The sequence below is a fragment of the Sphingomonas sp. Leaf22 genome (genome assembly GCF_001421715.1).
In the GTDB taxonomy this organism is placed as follows: Bacteria; Pseudomonadota; Alphaproteobacteria; order Sphingomonadales; family Sphingomonadaceae; genus Sphingomonas.
Genome location: NZ_LMKP01000013.1, coordinates 24,085 through 40,378, shown reverse-complemented (window position 1 = coordinate 40,378; position 16,294 = coordinate 24,085). Strand labels below are relative to the sequence as shown.

Here is a 16,294-nt window from a genome sequence, read left to right as displayed (position 1 = left end):
AATAAAACTGTCACGCAGTGCCGCCAAGGGCCCTTCAACGAAACCAAAGGGGGCTTCTTTCCATGCACACCAAATTCCTGGGCGGCGTCGCGTATGTCGCGCTGCTTGCCATCGCCAGTCCGGCCATCGCGCAAACCACGCCGACCGCGCGCGATACGACGCCGACCGCCGAGACCGTGGAGTCCATGGACGCACCGGCATCGGACATCATCGTCACCGGATCGGCGCGGCAGCAGCGGCGCTTCGACGTATCCTATGCGGTCAATTCGCTGAGCCAGACCGATATTCAGAAAATCGCGCCCAAGAGCACGACCGACCTGATCGGGACGTTGCCGGGCATCCATGCCGAGGCGACCGGCGGCGAGGTGCAGAACATCACCCGCGTGCGCGGCATCCCGACCGATCGCGGTTTCCTCTATTATCAGCAGGACGGGTTGCCGTTGTTCCAAGAACTGGACGGCTTCTTCTTCAATCAGGGCGACGGCATGAACCGGCTCGACCTGATGACCGACCGGATCGAGGTCGTTCGCGGCGGTCCGGCACCGATCTATGCCAGCACCGCGGCCGCGATCGCCAACGTCATCACCGTGACCGGCAATGCGACGACGCGCGGCAAGGCGCAGCTGACGCTGGGCGATACCGGGCTGTACCGCCTCGACGCATATCAGGCGGGACCGATTTCGAAGGACACCTATTACGCCATCGGCGGCTTCCTGCGCCATCATGACGGCTATCGCGACTCCGGCTTTCCGTCCGATCGCGGCGGGCAGATCCGCGCCAACATCCGCCATGATCTGGCCAATGGGTTCGTGAAGCTGTCGGGGCAATACACCAACGACCACAACCTGTTCTATCTGTCGATCCCGACCGCCGATCCGCGCGATCCGTCGGTCAGCCTCGACAAGTATATCGACTATTTCACCGGTACGCTGAACAGCCCGTCGCTGCGGCAGGTGAACATCAAGTATCGCGATGGTGCTGGCGTGTTGCAGAACCAGCGCGGCGATCTGGCCAATGGGCGGCATCTGCAATTCGGGAACGTCGCGCTGAATTACGAAGGCGATGTCGGCGACTGGCACGTGTCGGCCAAGGGTGGCGTGACGCAGGGCAAGCTGCATTTCGACGCCTTCTATTCGACGTCGAACCCGGTCGATGCGACGACGTTCGCCAATAATTTCCGCGCAGCGGCGACCACCGCATTCGGTGCGAACGTCAGCCGCCTCGGCTACAGCGTCGCCGGTACGGGCGGACAGACCGCCTATAACCCCGCCGCCGATTCCGGCCTGGTAATGCAGGCGCAATATCGTTCGGTCGAAACGGATTTCCATTCGACGCAGGGCGACCTGTCGGTCACGCGCAAGCTGGAAACCGCGATCGGTGCGCACGATCTGCGTGCCGGGGTCTATACCTCTTTCTGGGGTCAGAAGACGTTCAACGCGTACCAGAACCTGCTGGTTGAGGTGAAGTCGCGGCCGCGCACGCTGGACCTCGCCGCCTATGGCGCGACGGGCGCGGTGCTGGGCTATGTCACCGACAATGGCGCGCTGGCGAATGCCGCGACGCTGGGCGGCGGTGCGACCGACGGCCAGCTGTTCGCGCTGTACGGCACCGACACGTGGGACGTGACCGACCGGCTGCGGATCGATGCCGGCCTGCGTCACGAATGGTATAGCTATGACGGGTTCGGCCGGCTGACGTCGAGCTATAATCTGGGCGACGCCACCACGCTGGCCGACAATGCCACGCGCGGGTTCACCGGCGCGATCGGTACGTTGCGGCTGAAGCAGCAGGCGACCAACTGGACGGTCGGGGCCAATTACGACGCAACCGGCAATATCGGCGCGTATCTCCGCGCTTCGCAGCTGGAGGTGCCGCCCAACACGACCATCGCGCTGAACTATCCGGTGGCGGCGATCGTCGCGACCAAGGCCAAGCTGTACGAGGCGGGCGTGAAGTTCGCCGCCGGACGCTCCTATCTCTACGTCACCGGCTTCTACACCCGCTTCGATCCGCTGAACGCCAGCTTCGCCGCGTTCAACCCGGCGACGGGCCGCGCCGATCAGGTGACGAACTTCATCGGCACCGCCGAGACCAAGGGGCTGGAGGCCGATGGGCAGCTGCGCCTGACCGGACCCTTCTCGCTCGCCGGGTCGGTGACGTTCCAGGACCCGCGCTATCTGAACTTCAGCAGCAATACCGGTGCCGATGGCAGCCGGGCGAGCGGCAAGCAGATCATCCGCGAACCGAAGTTGTTCCTGAACGTACGGCCGACCATCGACCTCGACTTGGGCGGCGCAGCGGTCAGCGTCTATGGACGCTATGACTATGTCGGCCGGCGCTATACCGACTTCTTCAACAGCACCGCGCTGCCGGCTTATGGCGCGTTCGGGTTGGGCGGGACGGTCAGCAACGGCGACTGGCAGGTCCAGATCGTGGGCGACAACATCACCAACGCGCATGGCTTTACCGAAGGCAATACCGCAGGCGACCGGTTCGGGCAGGGCGTGCCGACCGCGATCTTCGGCCGGCCGCTGTTCGGGCGCAACTTCCGCCTGATCGTGAGCCGCAAGTGGTGATCCGTCCGCTGCTCGCCACCGTCCTTGCCTGTGTCGTCGCGTCGGCGGCACAGGCGGGACCGGTCGATACGATGCGTCGGATCGCCGATCCCAGGGGCGGCATCATCGCCATCGCCCATCGCGGCTGTCATGCCGCCGCGCCGACGCGTGGGATGGCCGGAACGCTTCCCGAAAATTCTCGCGCCGGGCTGCTGCGCTGTGCGGCGTTGGGCGTCGAGGTGATGGAAACCGATGTGCGCCGCACCCGCGACGGCTATCTGGTCATGGTCCATGACGACAGCGTCGACCGGACCACCGATGGCACCGGGAAGGTCGCCGACCTGACCCTTGCGCAAATCCGCGCGCTGCGCCTGCGCGACGACGAAGGCGGGGCGGGGACCGCGCTCACCGACGAACGGGTGCCGACCCTCGACGAGCTGCTGGCGCTGGCGAAGGGGCGGATCGTCCTGAACCTCGACGTGAAGGACGCAATCTATGGCGAGGTGGTCGACGCGGTGGTGCGAGCGGGTGTGGCCGACCGGGTGATCGTCAAGACCTTTGCCGGGATCGGGTCGCCGCCACTGGCCGCGATGCCGCCCTATGACCGGGTGCCGTTTGCGCCGATCCCGATCACCGGCGACCCGGCCGCCGCCGACGTGCCGGCGATTATCCGGCAACAGGCGGGCGCGCGGCGTAAGCCGCTGGCCGTCGAACTGCCGCGGATGCCGCTCGCCAGCCTGCCGGCCAGCGTCGCCGCCGCCCGTCAAGCGGGCATGGCCGTCTGGGTCAACACCCTGTTCGAAGGGTTCGTGACCGGGCTGGGCGGCGATGCGGCCGCGGCCCGCGATCCCGAAGCGGTCTGGGGACGACTGGCGGATAGCGGCGTCCGCCTGATCCAGACCGATGCGGTCGACGCGCTGCTGGTCTGGCGGCAGGTGCGCGCCCGACGGTAAGGAACCGGGGGGATCGGCGGCGCGTGCTTCCGATCCCCCGGCGATGCGTCAAGCGGTCAGGTCGAGGGTGGCGACCCCGGCGGCGGAGCCGACCAGGCTGTAGACATAATGGTCGATGCCGGTCGCTTCGTCGCGCCAGATGCCGTCGAACTCGAGCGCGAGGACGCGCTTGCCGTTCTCGCCGATGATGCTGACCTGTCCGCCGCCGGTCAGGTCGAGCAGCTTGTTCCGGCCGAAGGTGACGATGCCGTTGTCGTCGCTGTCGAACAGCGCGACGTCGGTGACCAGCACGTCCTGCGCCGAGAAGTCGAGGATGCGATCGAGCGTCTGTGCCCGGGCCCGCGACAGGCTGTTGTCGCCGACCGCGAAGAAGAACGCATCGGCCCCCGCGCTGCCGCGCATCGTGTCCGATCCGGCGCCGCCGACCAGACGGTCGTTGCCGGCCATGCCCGACAGCGTGTCGTTGCCCGCGCCGCCCATCATCAAATCGGCAAGGACGGTGCCGTTCAGCACGTCGTTACCGGCCCCGCCGACGATCTGCGACGGCGCGATATAGCCCGGCGATCCGGTTTCGCTGTTGCCGGTGCTGCCGGGAACCGCGAACGCACCGTCGATGCCGGCGGTGGCGATGGTCGTCAGGCGGGCATTGTTCAGCCCCGCCGCATTGTCGAACGTCGCCAGCGCGGGCACGCCGGTCGACGCGCCGAAGGTGACGTTGGCCGCGACCCGCCCGGCGGCGTCGAACAGGACGACCGCGTCGCCGCCGCCGCTCAATCCGATGCCCGACCCGGTATAGCTGCCAAAGGTCAGCCCGGCCGGTGCCTGTCCGTCGAACCACGTGTCGACGAAGGTTTTTGCCGTCGCGGCAAGGTCGGTGGTCTGGAGGAAGATCACCGACTGGCCGGCGGCGATGCTGGTCACGCCGCTCAGCGCGACCGACGCGGCGAAGCTGTTCGAATCGTCGTCGACGCGCCACCCGGCGATATCGACCGCGGCATCGGAAAAGTTCGTCAGTTCGAACCAGTCGGCGCGCACCGGGCTGTCGCCGCTGGCCCATGGGGCGACTTCGGTGATGCGGATCGCCGGACCGGTGCCTTCGTTGGCGATGTCGCGGACGTTCAGCACATAATCGATGGTGGCGTCGGGCGTCGCACCGACCGTCGGATCGTCGACGGTGATGGTGACCGCGTAGCTGGTCCTGGCTTCGTAATCGAGATTGGTGCCGGCCTTCAGATACAGGCCGTTGGCGTCGACTTCGAAAAAGGCCGCGTCGCTGCCGGTCAGGCCCAGCGCATTGGTGCCGCGTCCATCGTCGGTAATGGCGATGTCGGCGACCTTGATCCGGGTCAGCGTGCCGGTGTTTTCGTCGATGCCGTCCAGCGCGTTGGCGAGCGCGATGGCAGTCGGTGCGGCATTGCTGTCGTCGATCGCCGTGCGGATCGATCCGGGCGATCCGGTTTCGGTGCCGTTGACGGTCGTCACCTGATAGGCACCATTGGTGCCGATGGTGCTGGTCTGCGCGATCGGGCCGGTCAGCCCGGCGGCGTTGTCGAACGTCGCGAGCGACGGGCGGCCGGTCGACTGGCCGAAGCTGACGCTGGCACGCAGCATATTGCCCGCGTCGTACAGGTTGACCTGATCGCCGCCGGTGCTCAGCCCGATGCCCGATCCGGTATAGGTCCCGATCCGGACGCCATCGGGCAGCGTGCCGCCGAACCATGTGGTGACGAACGCCTGAACCTCGATCGCGCCGCCGTTGACGAAGATGACCGATTCCCCGGCGGCGATCGCATCGACGCCGGTCAGGGCGACGGCGGCGATCGGTGACTGCGAATTGTCGTCGACCTTCCACCCGGTCAGGTCGATGGCGAGACCGGTCGAATTAGTGACTTCGAACCAGTCGGCACCGACCGGGCTGTCGCCGCTTGCCCAAGGCGCGACTTCCGATACGAACAGCTTGCCGACCGTGCCGGGCGAACCGATCGCGGCGGTGGCGCCGGTGCCGACCGCGACCGCGCCGTTCTCGCCAGCTTCGCTGAGCGTGGTCACTTCGCCATTGTTGACGGCGGCGGCGTTGTTGAAGGTTGCGAACGGGCTGGCGGCGGGCGATGCGCCGAAGCTGACGCTGGCCCGCACTTCGCCGGCCGTGTCGTACAGATTGACCTGATCGCCGTTGCTGCTCAGGCCGACGCCCGACCCGGTATAGGCACCGAATTGCAGTCCTGCCGGGGCCTTGCCGCCGAACCATGCATCGACGAACGCCGCCTGCGTCGCGGCCAGATCGGCGGTTTCGAAGAAGATGACCGACTCCCCTGCACCGATCCGGGCGATGCCGGTCAGCGCGCGGGCGTTGCTGAATTGCGCCGAATTATCGTCGACCTTCCATCCGGTGAGGTCGATCGCGACGTCGCCGCTATTGGTGACTTCGAACCAGTCGGCGGCGACCGGACTGTTGCTGCTCGACCATGGCGCGATTTCGGAGATGAACAGCGTCGGCTTGACGACTTCGTTGGCGATGTCGGTGACGTTCAGCACATAATCGACGCTGGCATCGACCGCGCCGCCGACATTGGGATCATCGACGGTGACGGTGACCGCATAGCTGGTCTTGGTTTCGTAATCGAGTTTCGTACCGGCCTTCAGATACAGGCCGGTCGAATCGACGTCGAAGAAGGCGGCGTCGGCTCCGGTGACGGCCAGCTGGTTCACGCCGATGCCGTCGTCGGCGACCAGCACGTCGGCGACCTTCACCCGGCGGGCGGTGCCGCTGTTTTCCTCGATCACCGACAAAGCGTTGCCGAGCGTGATCGCGCTCGGCGCGGCATTGGGGAAGTCGGCCGGGGCATAGACCCAGAGTTGCGGATGATCGGCATCGCCGCCACCATTCTCGTTGACGACATAGATGAAGCCGTTGCGATCGACAGTGATCCCCTCATGCTGCTGGTCAGCGACGCCCAGCGGATTGCCGGCATCGGTCTGGATGACCAGTTCGCTCAGGATGTTGCCGGCGCGATCGACCTTCACGATCTTGCCCTCTTCCTGGCTGATGATCAGGAGGTTGTCGGCTTCGGCGGTGCCGGCCAGCGACGGGATGTTCGACAGCGCGAACACGTCGGCGACGTCGGACAGGCCGAGCAGCGCCGGATCGAACAGGTTCGTCGAATTTTCGGTCGTCGCCGATCCGTTGCTGGCGGTGTTGTTGGCGAAGTCGAGCGTCGTCTGGAACACGCCGATCGGTCCGGCTTCCTTGACGAAGATGAAGCCCTTGGTCAGCGGGTCGTAGCTCAGACCCTCCAGACCGATATTGTTGACGAAGGTGCCGAGATTGACGACCTGCGCATCGGCGCGCGTCTTGGTCGCGCCCGCTTCATAGGTGATGAGCACGGCGTTGCGATCGCGTTCCTCGGTGAACACGAACTGGCCGTTGCCGATATAGGTGATGCCTTCGGGATCGTAGAAGGCGGTGCCCTGCGGACTGTTGCCGGCACCCAGCGTCATCGTGCTGACCAGCTTGCCCGACTTGCTCACCTCGGTAATCGAACGCCCGCCGTCGCCGATGATGAACAGCGTGTCGGTATCCCAGTTATAGGCGACGCCCGAGGCTTCCTGTCCCAGCACGTTGCCGGCGGGGGCGGTGGTGCGGGTGGGTTCGGGCAGGTCATAGCGTCCGACCCGGACATATTTCGACAGATCCATACCCGACATTCCCCGCATGCGATGGTGCGGCCCCGGCCGCCTTCGCGCATCAGGCTGCCCGTTGCGCATGGCAGGTGGATTACAGGTTCGTTGCGACAACGTGACAGATGGTTAATAATCGATTGTACCTGCCGAATTCTGACCGGCCGCCCGGTTTGGAGCCCGAACGTACCCTGCAGCCATTGGCGGCGCATTGTCATCGATTGGTCGCCGAACCGTCGCACGTACTTCACGATACCGTCGCAAGCGCCCCCCGACAGGACGGCAGTTCAGAATGTCGCAGGGGGTTATCATGACGGCACGCATCTGGTTGGTTGGCGCAGCGCCACTCGCACTCATGACAGGCACGGCGTACGGCCAGGAACGCGTGGTCGTAGCACCCGTTGCCGCCCCCGAGGTCGATGAAGCGGCACCGGCGGAAGGCGAGGAAATCGTCGTGCTAGGCTTTGGCCAGACGCGGCAGGTGCAGACGATCTCGGCGATCGACATGGAACGGCTGACCCCGGGGACGTCGCCGCTGAAGGCGGCCGCCAAGCTGCCGGGCGTCAATTTCCAGTCGGCCGACGCGTTCGGTGCCTATGAATGGTCGACGCGCATCTCGCTGCGCGGGTTCAACCAGAACCAGCTGGGCTTCACGCTGGACGGCGTGCCGCTGGGCGACATGAGCTATGGCAACGTCAACGGCCTCCATATCAGCCGCGCGATCCTGTCCGAAAACATCGCGACGACCACGGTCGCGCAGGGCGCGGGTGCGCTGGGCACCACATCGACCAGCAATCTGGGCGGTACGCTGGAATTTGTCAGCCGCAAGCCGTCCGACACCGCCGATATCGTCGCGTCGGGCACCTATGGCAGTAACGATACGATCCGCGCCTTTGCCCGGATCGACACCGGCGACCTCGGCGGCGGGCTGATGGGCTATCTGTCCTATGGCTATCTGACCAGCGACAAGTGGAAGGGCGTCGGCGTCCAGCGTCAGCATCAGGCCAATGCCAAGCTGGTGAAGGAGATCGACACCCGCGGCAGCATCACCGCGTTCCTCAACTTCTCTGACCGGCGCGAAAACGACTATCAGGATCTGAGCTACGACATCATCGCCCGGCGCGGTCTGCGCGCCGACAATATTTCGGACGACTATCCGCTCGCGCTGCAGATCGGCCGGGTGTACCAGAATCAGGCGGCGCGCAGTGCGTATTCCGCCGCCAACAACGGATCGACGACGGGCTTCACCGCGCCATGGACCGGGGCCGGCTTCACCTTTCCGACCGGGTTCGGCACCGTCGACGACGCCTATTACGACGCCGCCGGGTTGCGGCGCGACTGGCTGGGCGGTCTGACCTTCGATGCGCGGCTGACGCCCGAATTGTCGCTGGTGTCGACCAGCTATTATCATCACAACAAGGGGCAGGGATCGTGGATCACGCCCTATTCGCCGACCCCGGCGGGGGCCGCGGGGCCGGACGGGTCGGCATTGCCGGTATCGTCGACCTCGACCGCCGGCCTTGCCTCGCCGCTCGGTTTCCGCACTACCGAATATGGCATCGACCGCGCCGGCAATCAGACCCGCATGGCGCTGACCACCGGCGCGAACCGGATCGAAGTCGGACTGTGGTACGAAACGAACACGTTCGAGCAGGCGCGCCGCTTCTACGGCATGAACGACGCCGCCACGCCGAACCGCACGGCGCGCCAGTTCCAGAGCAACCCGTACCGCACGCAGTGGGACGGTAAATACGATACCGAAACGCTGCAATATCACGTCGCCGATACCCTCGACCTCGGCGCATTGACGGTCAACGGCGGCTGGAAGGGGTTGCGCGTGCGCAATTCGGCGAACCTGCGCACCGGTACGCTGGTCGTCGGCGACATCCAGGCGCGGGACTGGTTCCTGCCGCAGGTCTCGGCCCTGTTCCGCCTGGGCGGCGGAGCGGAACTGTTCGCGAGCTATACTGAAAATCTGCGAGCGTTCGTGTCGTCGGCGACGACCGGTCCGTTCGCAACGACCCAGAACGGATTCAACGCAATCCGTTCCACCCTGAAGCCCGAAACGTCGAAGACGGTCGAGGGCGGGGCGCGTCTGCGTTCGGGCGGATTACAGTTGTCGGCGGTCGGCTATTATGTCGATTTCTCGAACCGGCTGCTGACCTTTGCGAACGGGGCGGGGATCATCGGCAACCCGCCGACGCTGAACAACGCCGGCAGCGTCGAAAGCTATGGTGCCGAACTCGCCGCGACCTATCGCCTCGCGTCGCCGCTGACACTGTTCGCCAGCTATTCGTATAACAAGGCGACGTATCAGAACGACGTCCGCAACGCGGCAGGCACGGTGGTGCAGCCGATCGCGGGCCGGACCGTGGTCGACACGCCCGAACATATGGCCAAGGGCGAGATCGCCTATGACGATGACCGCTTCTTCGCGCGGGTCGGCGGCGATTACATGTCGAAACGCTACTTCACCTATCTGAACGACCAGTCGGTCGGCGCGCGGGTGTTGCTCGACGCCAGCATCGGATACCGGCTGACCGGGCTGGGTGGCGTGTTGGAAGGCGTCGCGATCGAAGGAAGCGTCACCAACCTGACCGATCGCGCCTATATCTCGACGGTCGGCACCAACGGCTATACCGCCTCGGGGGACAACCAGACGCTACTGGCCGGTGCGCCGCGCCAGTGGTTCGTGACGCTGCGCCGGGGCTTCTGATCCGTTGCCATCGGCCGTCGCCTGTCGAGCGGCGGCCGATGACAGATTCTCGCGAACCGTATCGTCGGGAAGAGTGCCCACGACAGCGATGCCGCCGCGGTCGGTCGGCTGCCGGCCGTTGAAACCGGCAACGCGGAAATTATCGTTTCACTGCGGCACCATCGTTTCCGCGACGTTCCATCCGCGCAACGTCACGACCGGCTGCGCGGCCAATGCCGCGGGGTAGCGGATGGTGATGGTGCGGGTTTCCTTCGGGAGGAGGGAAATATAGTTGTCGTCGTAGAAGGCGGGGAGGATACGCTGCCCGTTGCGGTCGAGCAGCGTCAATTTGGTGTTCAGTGCGGCGACCGGGCCGTCGTTGGACAGCGTCACCGCGACCATCCGATCGCCGCCATCGACCACCGGGGCCGTCATCCGTGCCGTCAGCGTCGCTGGGGCGAGCGCGTTCAACGCCTGATAGGAAACGGTATCGCGCCCGCGCCAGTAGAAATTGTCCGAAACGGGCTTGCCGGCCGCATCGGACAGGGTCAGCCGTACCAGCACCACCGGATGCGCCGCATAGAGCGTGTCGAGCGGCACGGCGGCCAGCGGCGTCGCGCGATTGGCCAGCGCATCGACCCGTTCGGACCGTGCGAACAGTTCGGCATTGTCCAGTCCGACGACCCGCACGCTCGCGGTCAGCCCCTTCGCATCGCCCTGGGTCGTGTTGAGCACGACCAGTTCGTTGCCCGGCAGGTTCAGCTGGACGTGTAGCGGTTCGACGGCTTTCTTCGCGCCATAATAGGCGGCGTGGGTGTCATAGTCCCATGAATAGATCTGCCACGCGTTCGACGGCCATGCCGGATGCGTCATCCATAGCAACCGGCCGCTATTCTTCGTCCACAGGTGGCCGAGGAACCCCTCGTACATCGCCTTGTGCGTTTCGAGGTTCATCATCTGCGCCTTGCGCTCGAAATCGGCGAAGTCCTTGGCCGTCCCGAACATCGTGGCCAGCGTCTGCATGAACGTCTTGGTGTCGCCATTCCCGCCGAAATGCCAGTCGTGATAGGCCAGCACGTCGCCTAGCGGCCAGCGATCGGCGGCAGGGACATAGGACGCGACCGATTCCGCCGTCGACAGCGACGGCGTGCCGGTCTCCACGGAGAAACCGGTGGCGAGATCGGTGAAATAGCCGACCGGCGCACGGTAGTTATACGGCCCCGACCCCTGCAGATTCACGACGTTCGACGACCCGGTGAACCAGCGGGTGCCGTCGAGCTGGAACACGGCATCGTCCAGCCCCTCGTTCAGCGTCGGATAGGGGACGCCTTCGTTGCGGCCGAACCACAGGATGATGCTGGGGTGGTTGCGATAGCGGGCGATCGTGTCGCGGGCATTGGCGAGGAACAGCGCGGCATCGTCCGGCTCGATCTGGAAATTCTGGGTCGATTGCCAGAAATCGTTCAGGACCATCATGCCGTTCTCGTCGGCCAGGTCGTAGAACTCGTCCTCGGTATTGTTGCCCATCCAGTTGCGGATGACGTTCATATGCGCCTCGCGCTGGAGGCGGAAGAACGGGCTGAGCCAGTCGTAGCTGACGCGCTTCATCGCGTCGTCCATGCCCCAATTGCCGCCGCGCGCGGCGATCCGCACCCCGTTCACGCGGATGGTCAGATGCGGTTCGGGCAGCGTTTCGGTGATCGTCGTCACCGCCTTCGACACCTCACCCGCCGGGGTCAGCGATTCCGCCCAGCCGGTCGGCGTCTGCTTGATCGCGGCGTGGCGGACGTCGATCAGCTTCTGCCCGGCAAGCCCGCCATCGGTGGTCTGGACGTTGACCCGGCGCAGCGCGCCCGCCGCATCGAACAGCGACAGGTCGTAGCTGACCTCGCGGATGCCGAAGCGCTGCGCCTTGCTATCCGACACGCCGTTCGCGTCACTGACCTGATAGGTCGCGTGGTAGAGATGCGGTTCGCCATAGCCATTGGGCCACCATAATTTGGGGTTGGCGACGGTCAGCGCCGGGAAGTCGGCGGGGGTGAAGCGGACCTCGCTGCGTCCGGTCGGCGCGGTCACGGTCCGTTCGACCGACACCCCTTCGAACGCGACCTTGACCGTCACCGGTCCCGCCGGCCCGCTATTGTCGATCGGCACGGTGACATGGACATTGGCGCGGTCGGTGCGCGGCAGCGGCAGGTCGGTTACGACATGCGGGTCGAGGATGCGGACCGCGCCATGGGCGACCAGCTCGACCGGCCGCCACAGCCCGGTGTTGCGGTCGCGGATGCCGGGAATCCAGTCCCACCCCTCGGTCGCGACGAAGGTCGGGCCGTCGATCGCCAGCTGCCCGCCATTTTCGCCGACGCCGGCGCTGACCGATTGTTCGTGCGGAATGCCGGGATGTGGCGGCGGCGATACCCGTACCGCGATCACGTTCTCGCCCGCGACGGGCACGTAATCGAACTGGCCGCGGATGAACGCGCCGCGCGTGGCTCCCAGCTTCACGCCATTGGCCCAGATGTCGGCGGCGTAGTTGATGCCGCCGAACACGATCGTCAGCTTCTTGCCGGCAGCCTCGGCCGGCACGGTGAAGCGGGTGCGGTACCAGTAATTCTGCCGTGCCAGTTTTTCGGGGATTTTGAGGTTGTTCAGGCCGTAATAGGGGTCAGGATAGACGCCGCGATCGACCAGCGTCTGGAGCACGGTGCCCGGCACCGTCGCCGCGCGCCACGCCCCCTTGGGAGTGCCCGGCCGCGACAGCGCCGCGCCGTCGCCGGTGACATCGGGGGCGGCGGCGAGTTGCCAGCCATTGATCTGCCACCGGCCCGGTGCCGTCGCCTGCACGGTGGGCGCAGTCGGCAGCGGTTTGGCGACCGGCGCGCTGTACGCATCGCCCTTCGACTGCGGCAGGGTCCATGCGTCCTGCTGCTGGGTCTGGCCGATATTGGCCGTTTTCTGGAAAGGCCAAGTGACGCCGACCTCCCACAGCTGGACATTGGCGAAGTCGGGGCGCGGCATCGCGGCGATGGCGGCGGGCGACAGCGCGCGGTCATCCAGCGTGACGCCGACCAGCGTACCGCCGAAATGCGGACGGCCGGGCACCGCGCGCGCGACGTGAAGGACGCCGTTGGTCGCGGCGGAACGGGCCGTACCGGTCGCGACGCGGCGACCGTCGACATACAGGGTCGCGCGGGTGCCGTCGGATACCGCCGCGACCTGCGTCCAGCGGCCGGGCGCGATGGCCGGGCCGGTCAGCGTCGTCGCCCCGTCGTTCAGCGTCAGCCGCCCGTCGTTCAGTGCCACGACCCGCGCCTCGCCCAGCGCGACCAGCGGCACCATGCCCGCCTGTCGCGCGTCGGCTTTGATCCACAACGTCACGCTGTACGGTGCCCCGGCCTGTGTCACCGGTCCGGCGACCGGGCGTTCGATCCCGATCCCGCCGGTCAGGAAGCTGGCATTATACGGCCCGCCATTGACCGGGACTTGTGCGCCGGCGACCCCCGCCATGGCGACGCTGCCCAGCAGCGCGGCGATCATGCCCAGTTTCATGCAGAAGTCCTTTTCGTCAGGTCGGCGCTGATCGCTTCAAGATCGCGGCCACGGGTTTCGGGGAAGAAGCGCCAGACCAGCAGCGCCTGCACCAGCATCGCGGCGGCAAAGCCCCAGAAGGGCAGCGCTCGGTCCCAATGCGCCACCAGCGGGAAGGCGAACGACAGGACGGCATTGGCGACCCAGTGGGTCGCGCTGCCGATCGCCTGTCCGCGGGCACGGACGTCGGTCGGGAAGATTTCGCTGAGATAGACCCAGATCACCGCGCCCTGCGACATGGCGAAGGCGGCGATGAACAGGATCAGCAGCGGCAGCAGCAGGGCCGGCGATGCCTGTCCCATATACACCAGCGCGACGCCGCCCAGCGCGACGGCGGTGACGATGCCGCCGCCGATCAGCAACGGCTTGCGCCCGACCCGGTCGATCACGCCCATGCCGATGACGGTCGCGATCAGGTTGGCGGCACCGATGGCGATCGCCTGCATATCGCCGGACACGCCGGTGAAGCCCGCGGCGGCAAAGATGTCGTTGAGGTAATAGAGGATCGCGTTGATCCCCGACAGCTGGTTGAACAGCCCGATGGCGATGGCGAGCAGGATCGGCATCCGGTGCACGTGCCAGTCGAGCCGCCCGGTGCCGCCGCTCGTCGCAGGCGGGATCGCTTCGAGGCCGAGCCGTGCCGCCGCACGCGCCGCTTTGTCGCCGCGTCCGCGGGCGGTCAGCCAGCGCGGGCTTTGCGGCAATCCGGTCAGCAGGATCAGGAACAGCGCGGCCGGCACCGCCGCCACGCCCAGCTTCCACCGCCAAGCCAGATCGGGGGTTACCGCCTGCGCCACCAGATAGTTGCTGAGATAGGCGATCAGGATGCCCGCCACGATGTTGAACTGGAACAACCCGACGAGCAGCCCGCGTCGCTTCGCCGAACTGATTTCGGCGATATAGACCGGGACCAGCACCGACGATGCGCCGATGGCGAGGCCGCCGAGCACGCGGAACGCGATGAAGCCGGTCAGCGTGGTGGCGATGGCGCAACCGACCGCCGACACGACATAGAGCAGCCCGACGACGCGCAGCACGGCAAGGCTGCCCCAGCGGTCGCCCGGCGCGCCGCTGAACAACGCGCCAACCAGCGTGCCCCACAAGGCGGCGGAGACGGCGAGGCCGAGGCCCGCTTCGGACAGGGCGTAGTTGCTGCGCAGCGCGTCGGTCACGCCCGAGATGACGGCAGTGTCGAACCCGAACAACAGTCCGCCGAGACTCATCGCGACCACGGCGCGAGTGTGGGTCGCGCCGCTCATGCGCCGGTCACCCGGGCGAGGAAGCGGCCATGCGGTTCGGCATGGGCCAGCGTCTTGCCGATCGCCTCGCGCATCCGGGCGAAACTGTCGGCCAGCGTGTCCTCATCGATCGCATCGGCCAGCGGCGAATGGCGGGCGGGCAGGTCGCCGAACCCGGCATACAGGCTCAACCAGCTCGGGTCCTGGAACGTATCCCACTCGTTTCGCACAAATTCTCCTCCCGAACGCCAGGCGTCCAGCTTGATCTGCAAGGGTTCTGGCGGTTCGACCGCGCGGATGGCCTGCCAGAACGGTTCATTGCGACCGTTGGCAAGATAATGAAGGAACAGGAAGTCGCGCAGCCGTTCGAATTCCAGCACCGATTGCCGGTTATAGGTCGCGGCAAGGCGCGGGTCGCAGTCGCGATCGGGGAACAGCGCGACGAGCCGCTCGAGCCCCGACTGGATCAGCGAGATGCTGGTCGATTCGAGCGGTTCGAGGAAGCCCGAGGCAAGGCCGAGGCCGATGACGTTGCCGCTCCAGAACCGCTCCCGGTGACCGGTCGTGAAGCGCAGTCGGTTGGGATCGGCCAGCGGTGCCCCTTCGAGCGTGGCGAGCAGCGCGTTCTCGGCATCGCCGTCCGACTGGAACGCGCTGCAATACACCGATCCGTTGCCGATGCGGTGGCGAAGCGGAATGCGCCATTGCCAGCCGGCCTTGCGGGCGGTGGCGACGGTATAGGGGGTCGGATCGCCGGCTGCGGCCTTGCAGGGAATGGCGATGGCCCGGTCGCACGGCAGCCAGTGCCGCCAGTCGATATAAGGCACGCCCAGCGCGTCGCCCAGTAACAGGCTGCGAAACCCCGATGCGTCGATCCACAGGTCGCCCTCGATCGTGCGCCCATCGTCGAGCGTGACCCCGGTGACGTGGCCGCGCGCCGGATCGGTCGCGACCGCCCCGATCCGCCCGTCGACATGCGCGACGCGGTTGGCGAGCGCGAGGCGACGCAGCATCGCGGCAAAGGCGGCCGCATCGAAATGCAGCGCGAAGTTGAACACGCCCAGATCGTTGGCGGGCTGGTCGGCGGGCGGCAGGAACAGCCCGTTGCGGGCCAGTTGCGTTGCGAGGCAATAGTCCGCCAGCGGCCCGGCGCGGTCCGCGGCGTTCAGTTTCAGCCAATAATGATGGAAGGCGACGCCCTGCGCGCCGACGCCGTACAGGCCGAACGGGTGGAAGAACCGATGGCCCTCACCGCCCCATCCATCGAAGCGGATGCCGTATTTGATCGTACCGCCGGTTTCGCGCAGAACGTCGGGCTCGCCCAGTTCGATCGCCGACAGGAAATCGCGGATCGCGGGCACCGTCGCCTCGCCCACGCCGACCGTGCCGATCGCGGCGCTGTCGACGACGATGATCGACAGGTTCAGATGCGTCAGCCGCCGCGCCAGATAGGTCGCGGCCATCCATCCGGCGGTGCCCCCGCCGACGATGACGATCGATCGAACCGGCTCGTTCGGCATCCGTCCCCCTCGTCCCCGTTCCGCGATGCCATGCTATCGCCCGCCGTGGCGGACGTCACCCCGGCAT

Annotated in this window: 7 protein-coding genes; 3 read left to right on the top strand and 4 right to left on the bottom strand. The window is 66.4% G+C overall.

Features of this window, described 5'->3' with window-relative positions; genetic code table 11:
- Window positions 1-62 precede the first annotated feature (62 nt).
- Window positions 63-2,576 (top strand): TonB-dependent receptor, encoded by a 2,514-nt coding sequence (locus ASE70_RS08855; RefSeq protein WP_056503678.1) that lies wholly within the window; start codon window positions 63-65, stop codon window positions 2,574-2,576.
- Window positions 2,570-3,508 carry a glycerophosphodiester phosphodiesterase family protein gene (locus ASE70_RS08850; RefSeq protein WP_235519696.1) on the top strand — a complete coding sequence of 313 codons (939 nt, stop codon included), beginning with the start codon at window positions 2,570-2,572 and terminating at the stop codon, window positions 3,506-3,508. Before ASE70_RS08855 ends, ASE70_RS08850 begins: the two co-directional genes overlap by 7 nt.
- Window positions 3,509-3,556: 48 nt before the next feature.
- On the opposite strand, the gene ASE70_RS08845 is transcribed toward ASE70_RS08850, so the two are convergent.
- Window positions 3,557-7,213, bottom strand: coding sequence for a lamin tail domain-containing protein (locus ASE70_RS08845; RefSeq protein WP_235519694.1), 3,657 nt, complete (start codon window positions 7,211-7,213; stop codon window positions 3,557-3,559).
- Between the two features lie 283 nt (window positions 7,214-7,496).
- On the opposite strand from ASE70_RS08845, the gene ASE70_RS08840 reads away from it, so the two are divergent.
- A complete protein-coding gene (locus ASE70_RS08840; protein ID WP_056503671.1) occupies window positions 7,497-9,902 on the top strand; it encodes a TonB-dependent receptor domain-containing protein in 2,406 nt (801 codons plus the stop codon).
- Between the two features lie 147 nt (window positions 9,903-10,049).
- On the opposite strand, the gene ASE70_RS08835 is transcribed toward ASE70_RS08840, so the two are convergent.
- The 3 genes from ASE70_RS08835 to ASE70_RS08825 are packed head-to-tail and all read right to left on the bottom strand — an operon-like array spanning window position 10,050 to window position 16,227.
- The gene (locus ASE70_RS08835) at window positions 10,050-13,430 is read right to left on the bottom strand and encodes a glycoside hydrolase family 2 (RefSeq protein ID WP_056503667.1); all 3,381 of its coding nucleotides are present in this window, start codon (window positions 13,428-13,430) and stop codon (window positions 10,050-10,052) included.
- Window positions 13,427-14,728, bottom strand: coding sequence for a sugar porter family MFS transporter (locus tag ASE70_RS08830; protein ID WP_056503665.1), 1,302 nt, complete (start codon window positions 14,726-14,728; stop codon window positions 13,427-13,429). The genes ASE70_RS08835 and ASE70_RS08830 overlap by 4 nt, the downstream gene beginning before the upstream one ends.
- Entirely contained in the window at window positions 14,725-16,227 is a 1,503-nt protein-coding gene (locus ASE70_RS08825; protein WP_056503664.1) for a tryptophan halogenase family protein, read from the bottom strand. Before ASE70_RS08825 ends, ASE70_RS08830 begins: the two co-directional genes overlap by 4 nt.
- Between the last annotated feature and the right edge of the window lie 67 nt (window positions 16,228-16,294).

Bases quoted from the DNA above. Each gene is read 5' to 3' on its own strand.
- ASE70_RS08855 (WP_056503678.1), top strand. From the start codon at position 63: ATGCACACCAAATTCCTGGGCGGCGTCGCGTATGTCGCGCTGCTTGCC.
- ASE70_RS08845 (WP_235519694.1), bottom strand. From the start codon at position 7,213: ATGTCGGGTATGGATCTGTCGAAATATGTCCGGGTCGGACGCTATGAC.
- ASE70_RS08840 (WP_056503671.1), top strand. From the start codon at position 7,497: ATGACGGCACGCATCTGGTTGGTTGGCGCAGCGCCACTCGCACTCATG.
- ASE70_RS08835 (WP_056503667.1), bottom strand. From the start codon at position 13,430: ATGAAACTGGGCATGATCGCCGCGCTGCTGGGCAGCGTCGCCATGGCG.
- ASE70_RS08830 (WP_056503665.1), bottom strand. From the start codon at position 14,728: ATGAGCGGCGCGACCCACACTCGCGCCGTGGTCGCGATGAGTCTCGGC.
- ASE70_RS08825 (WP_056503664.1), bottom strand. From the start codon at position 16,227: ATGCCGAACGAGCCGGTTCGATCGATCGTCATCGTCGGCGGGGGCACC.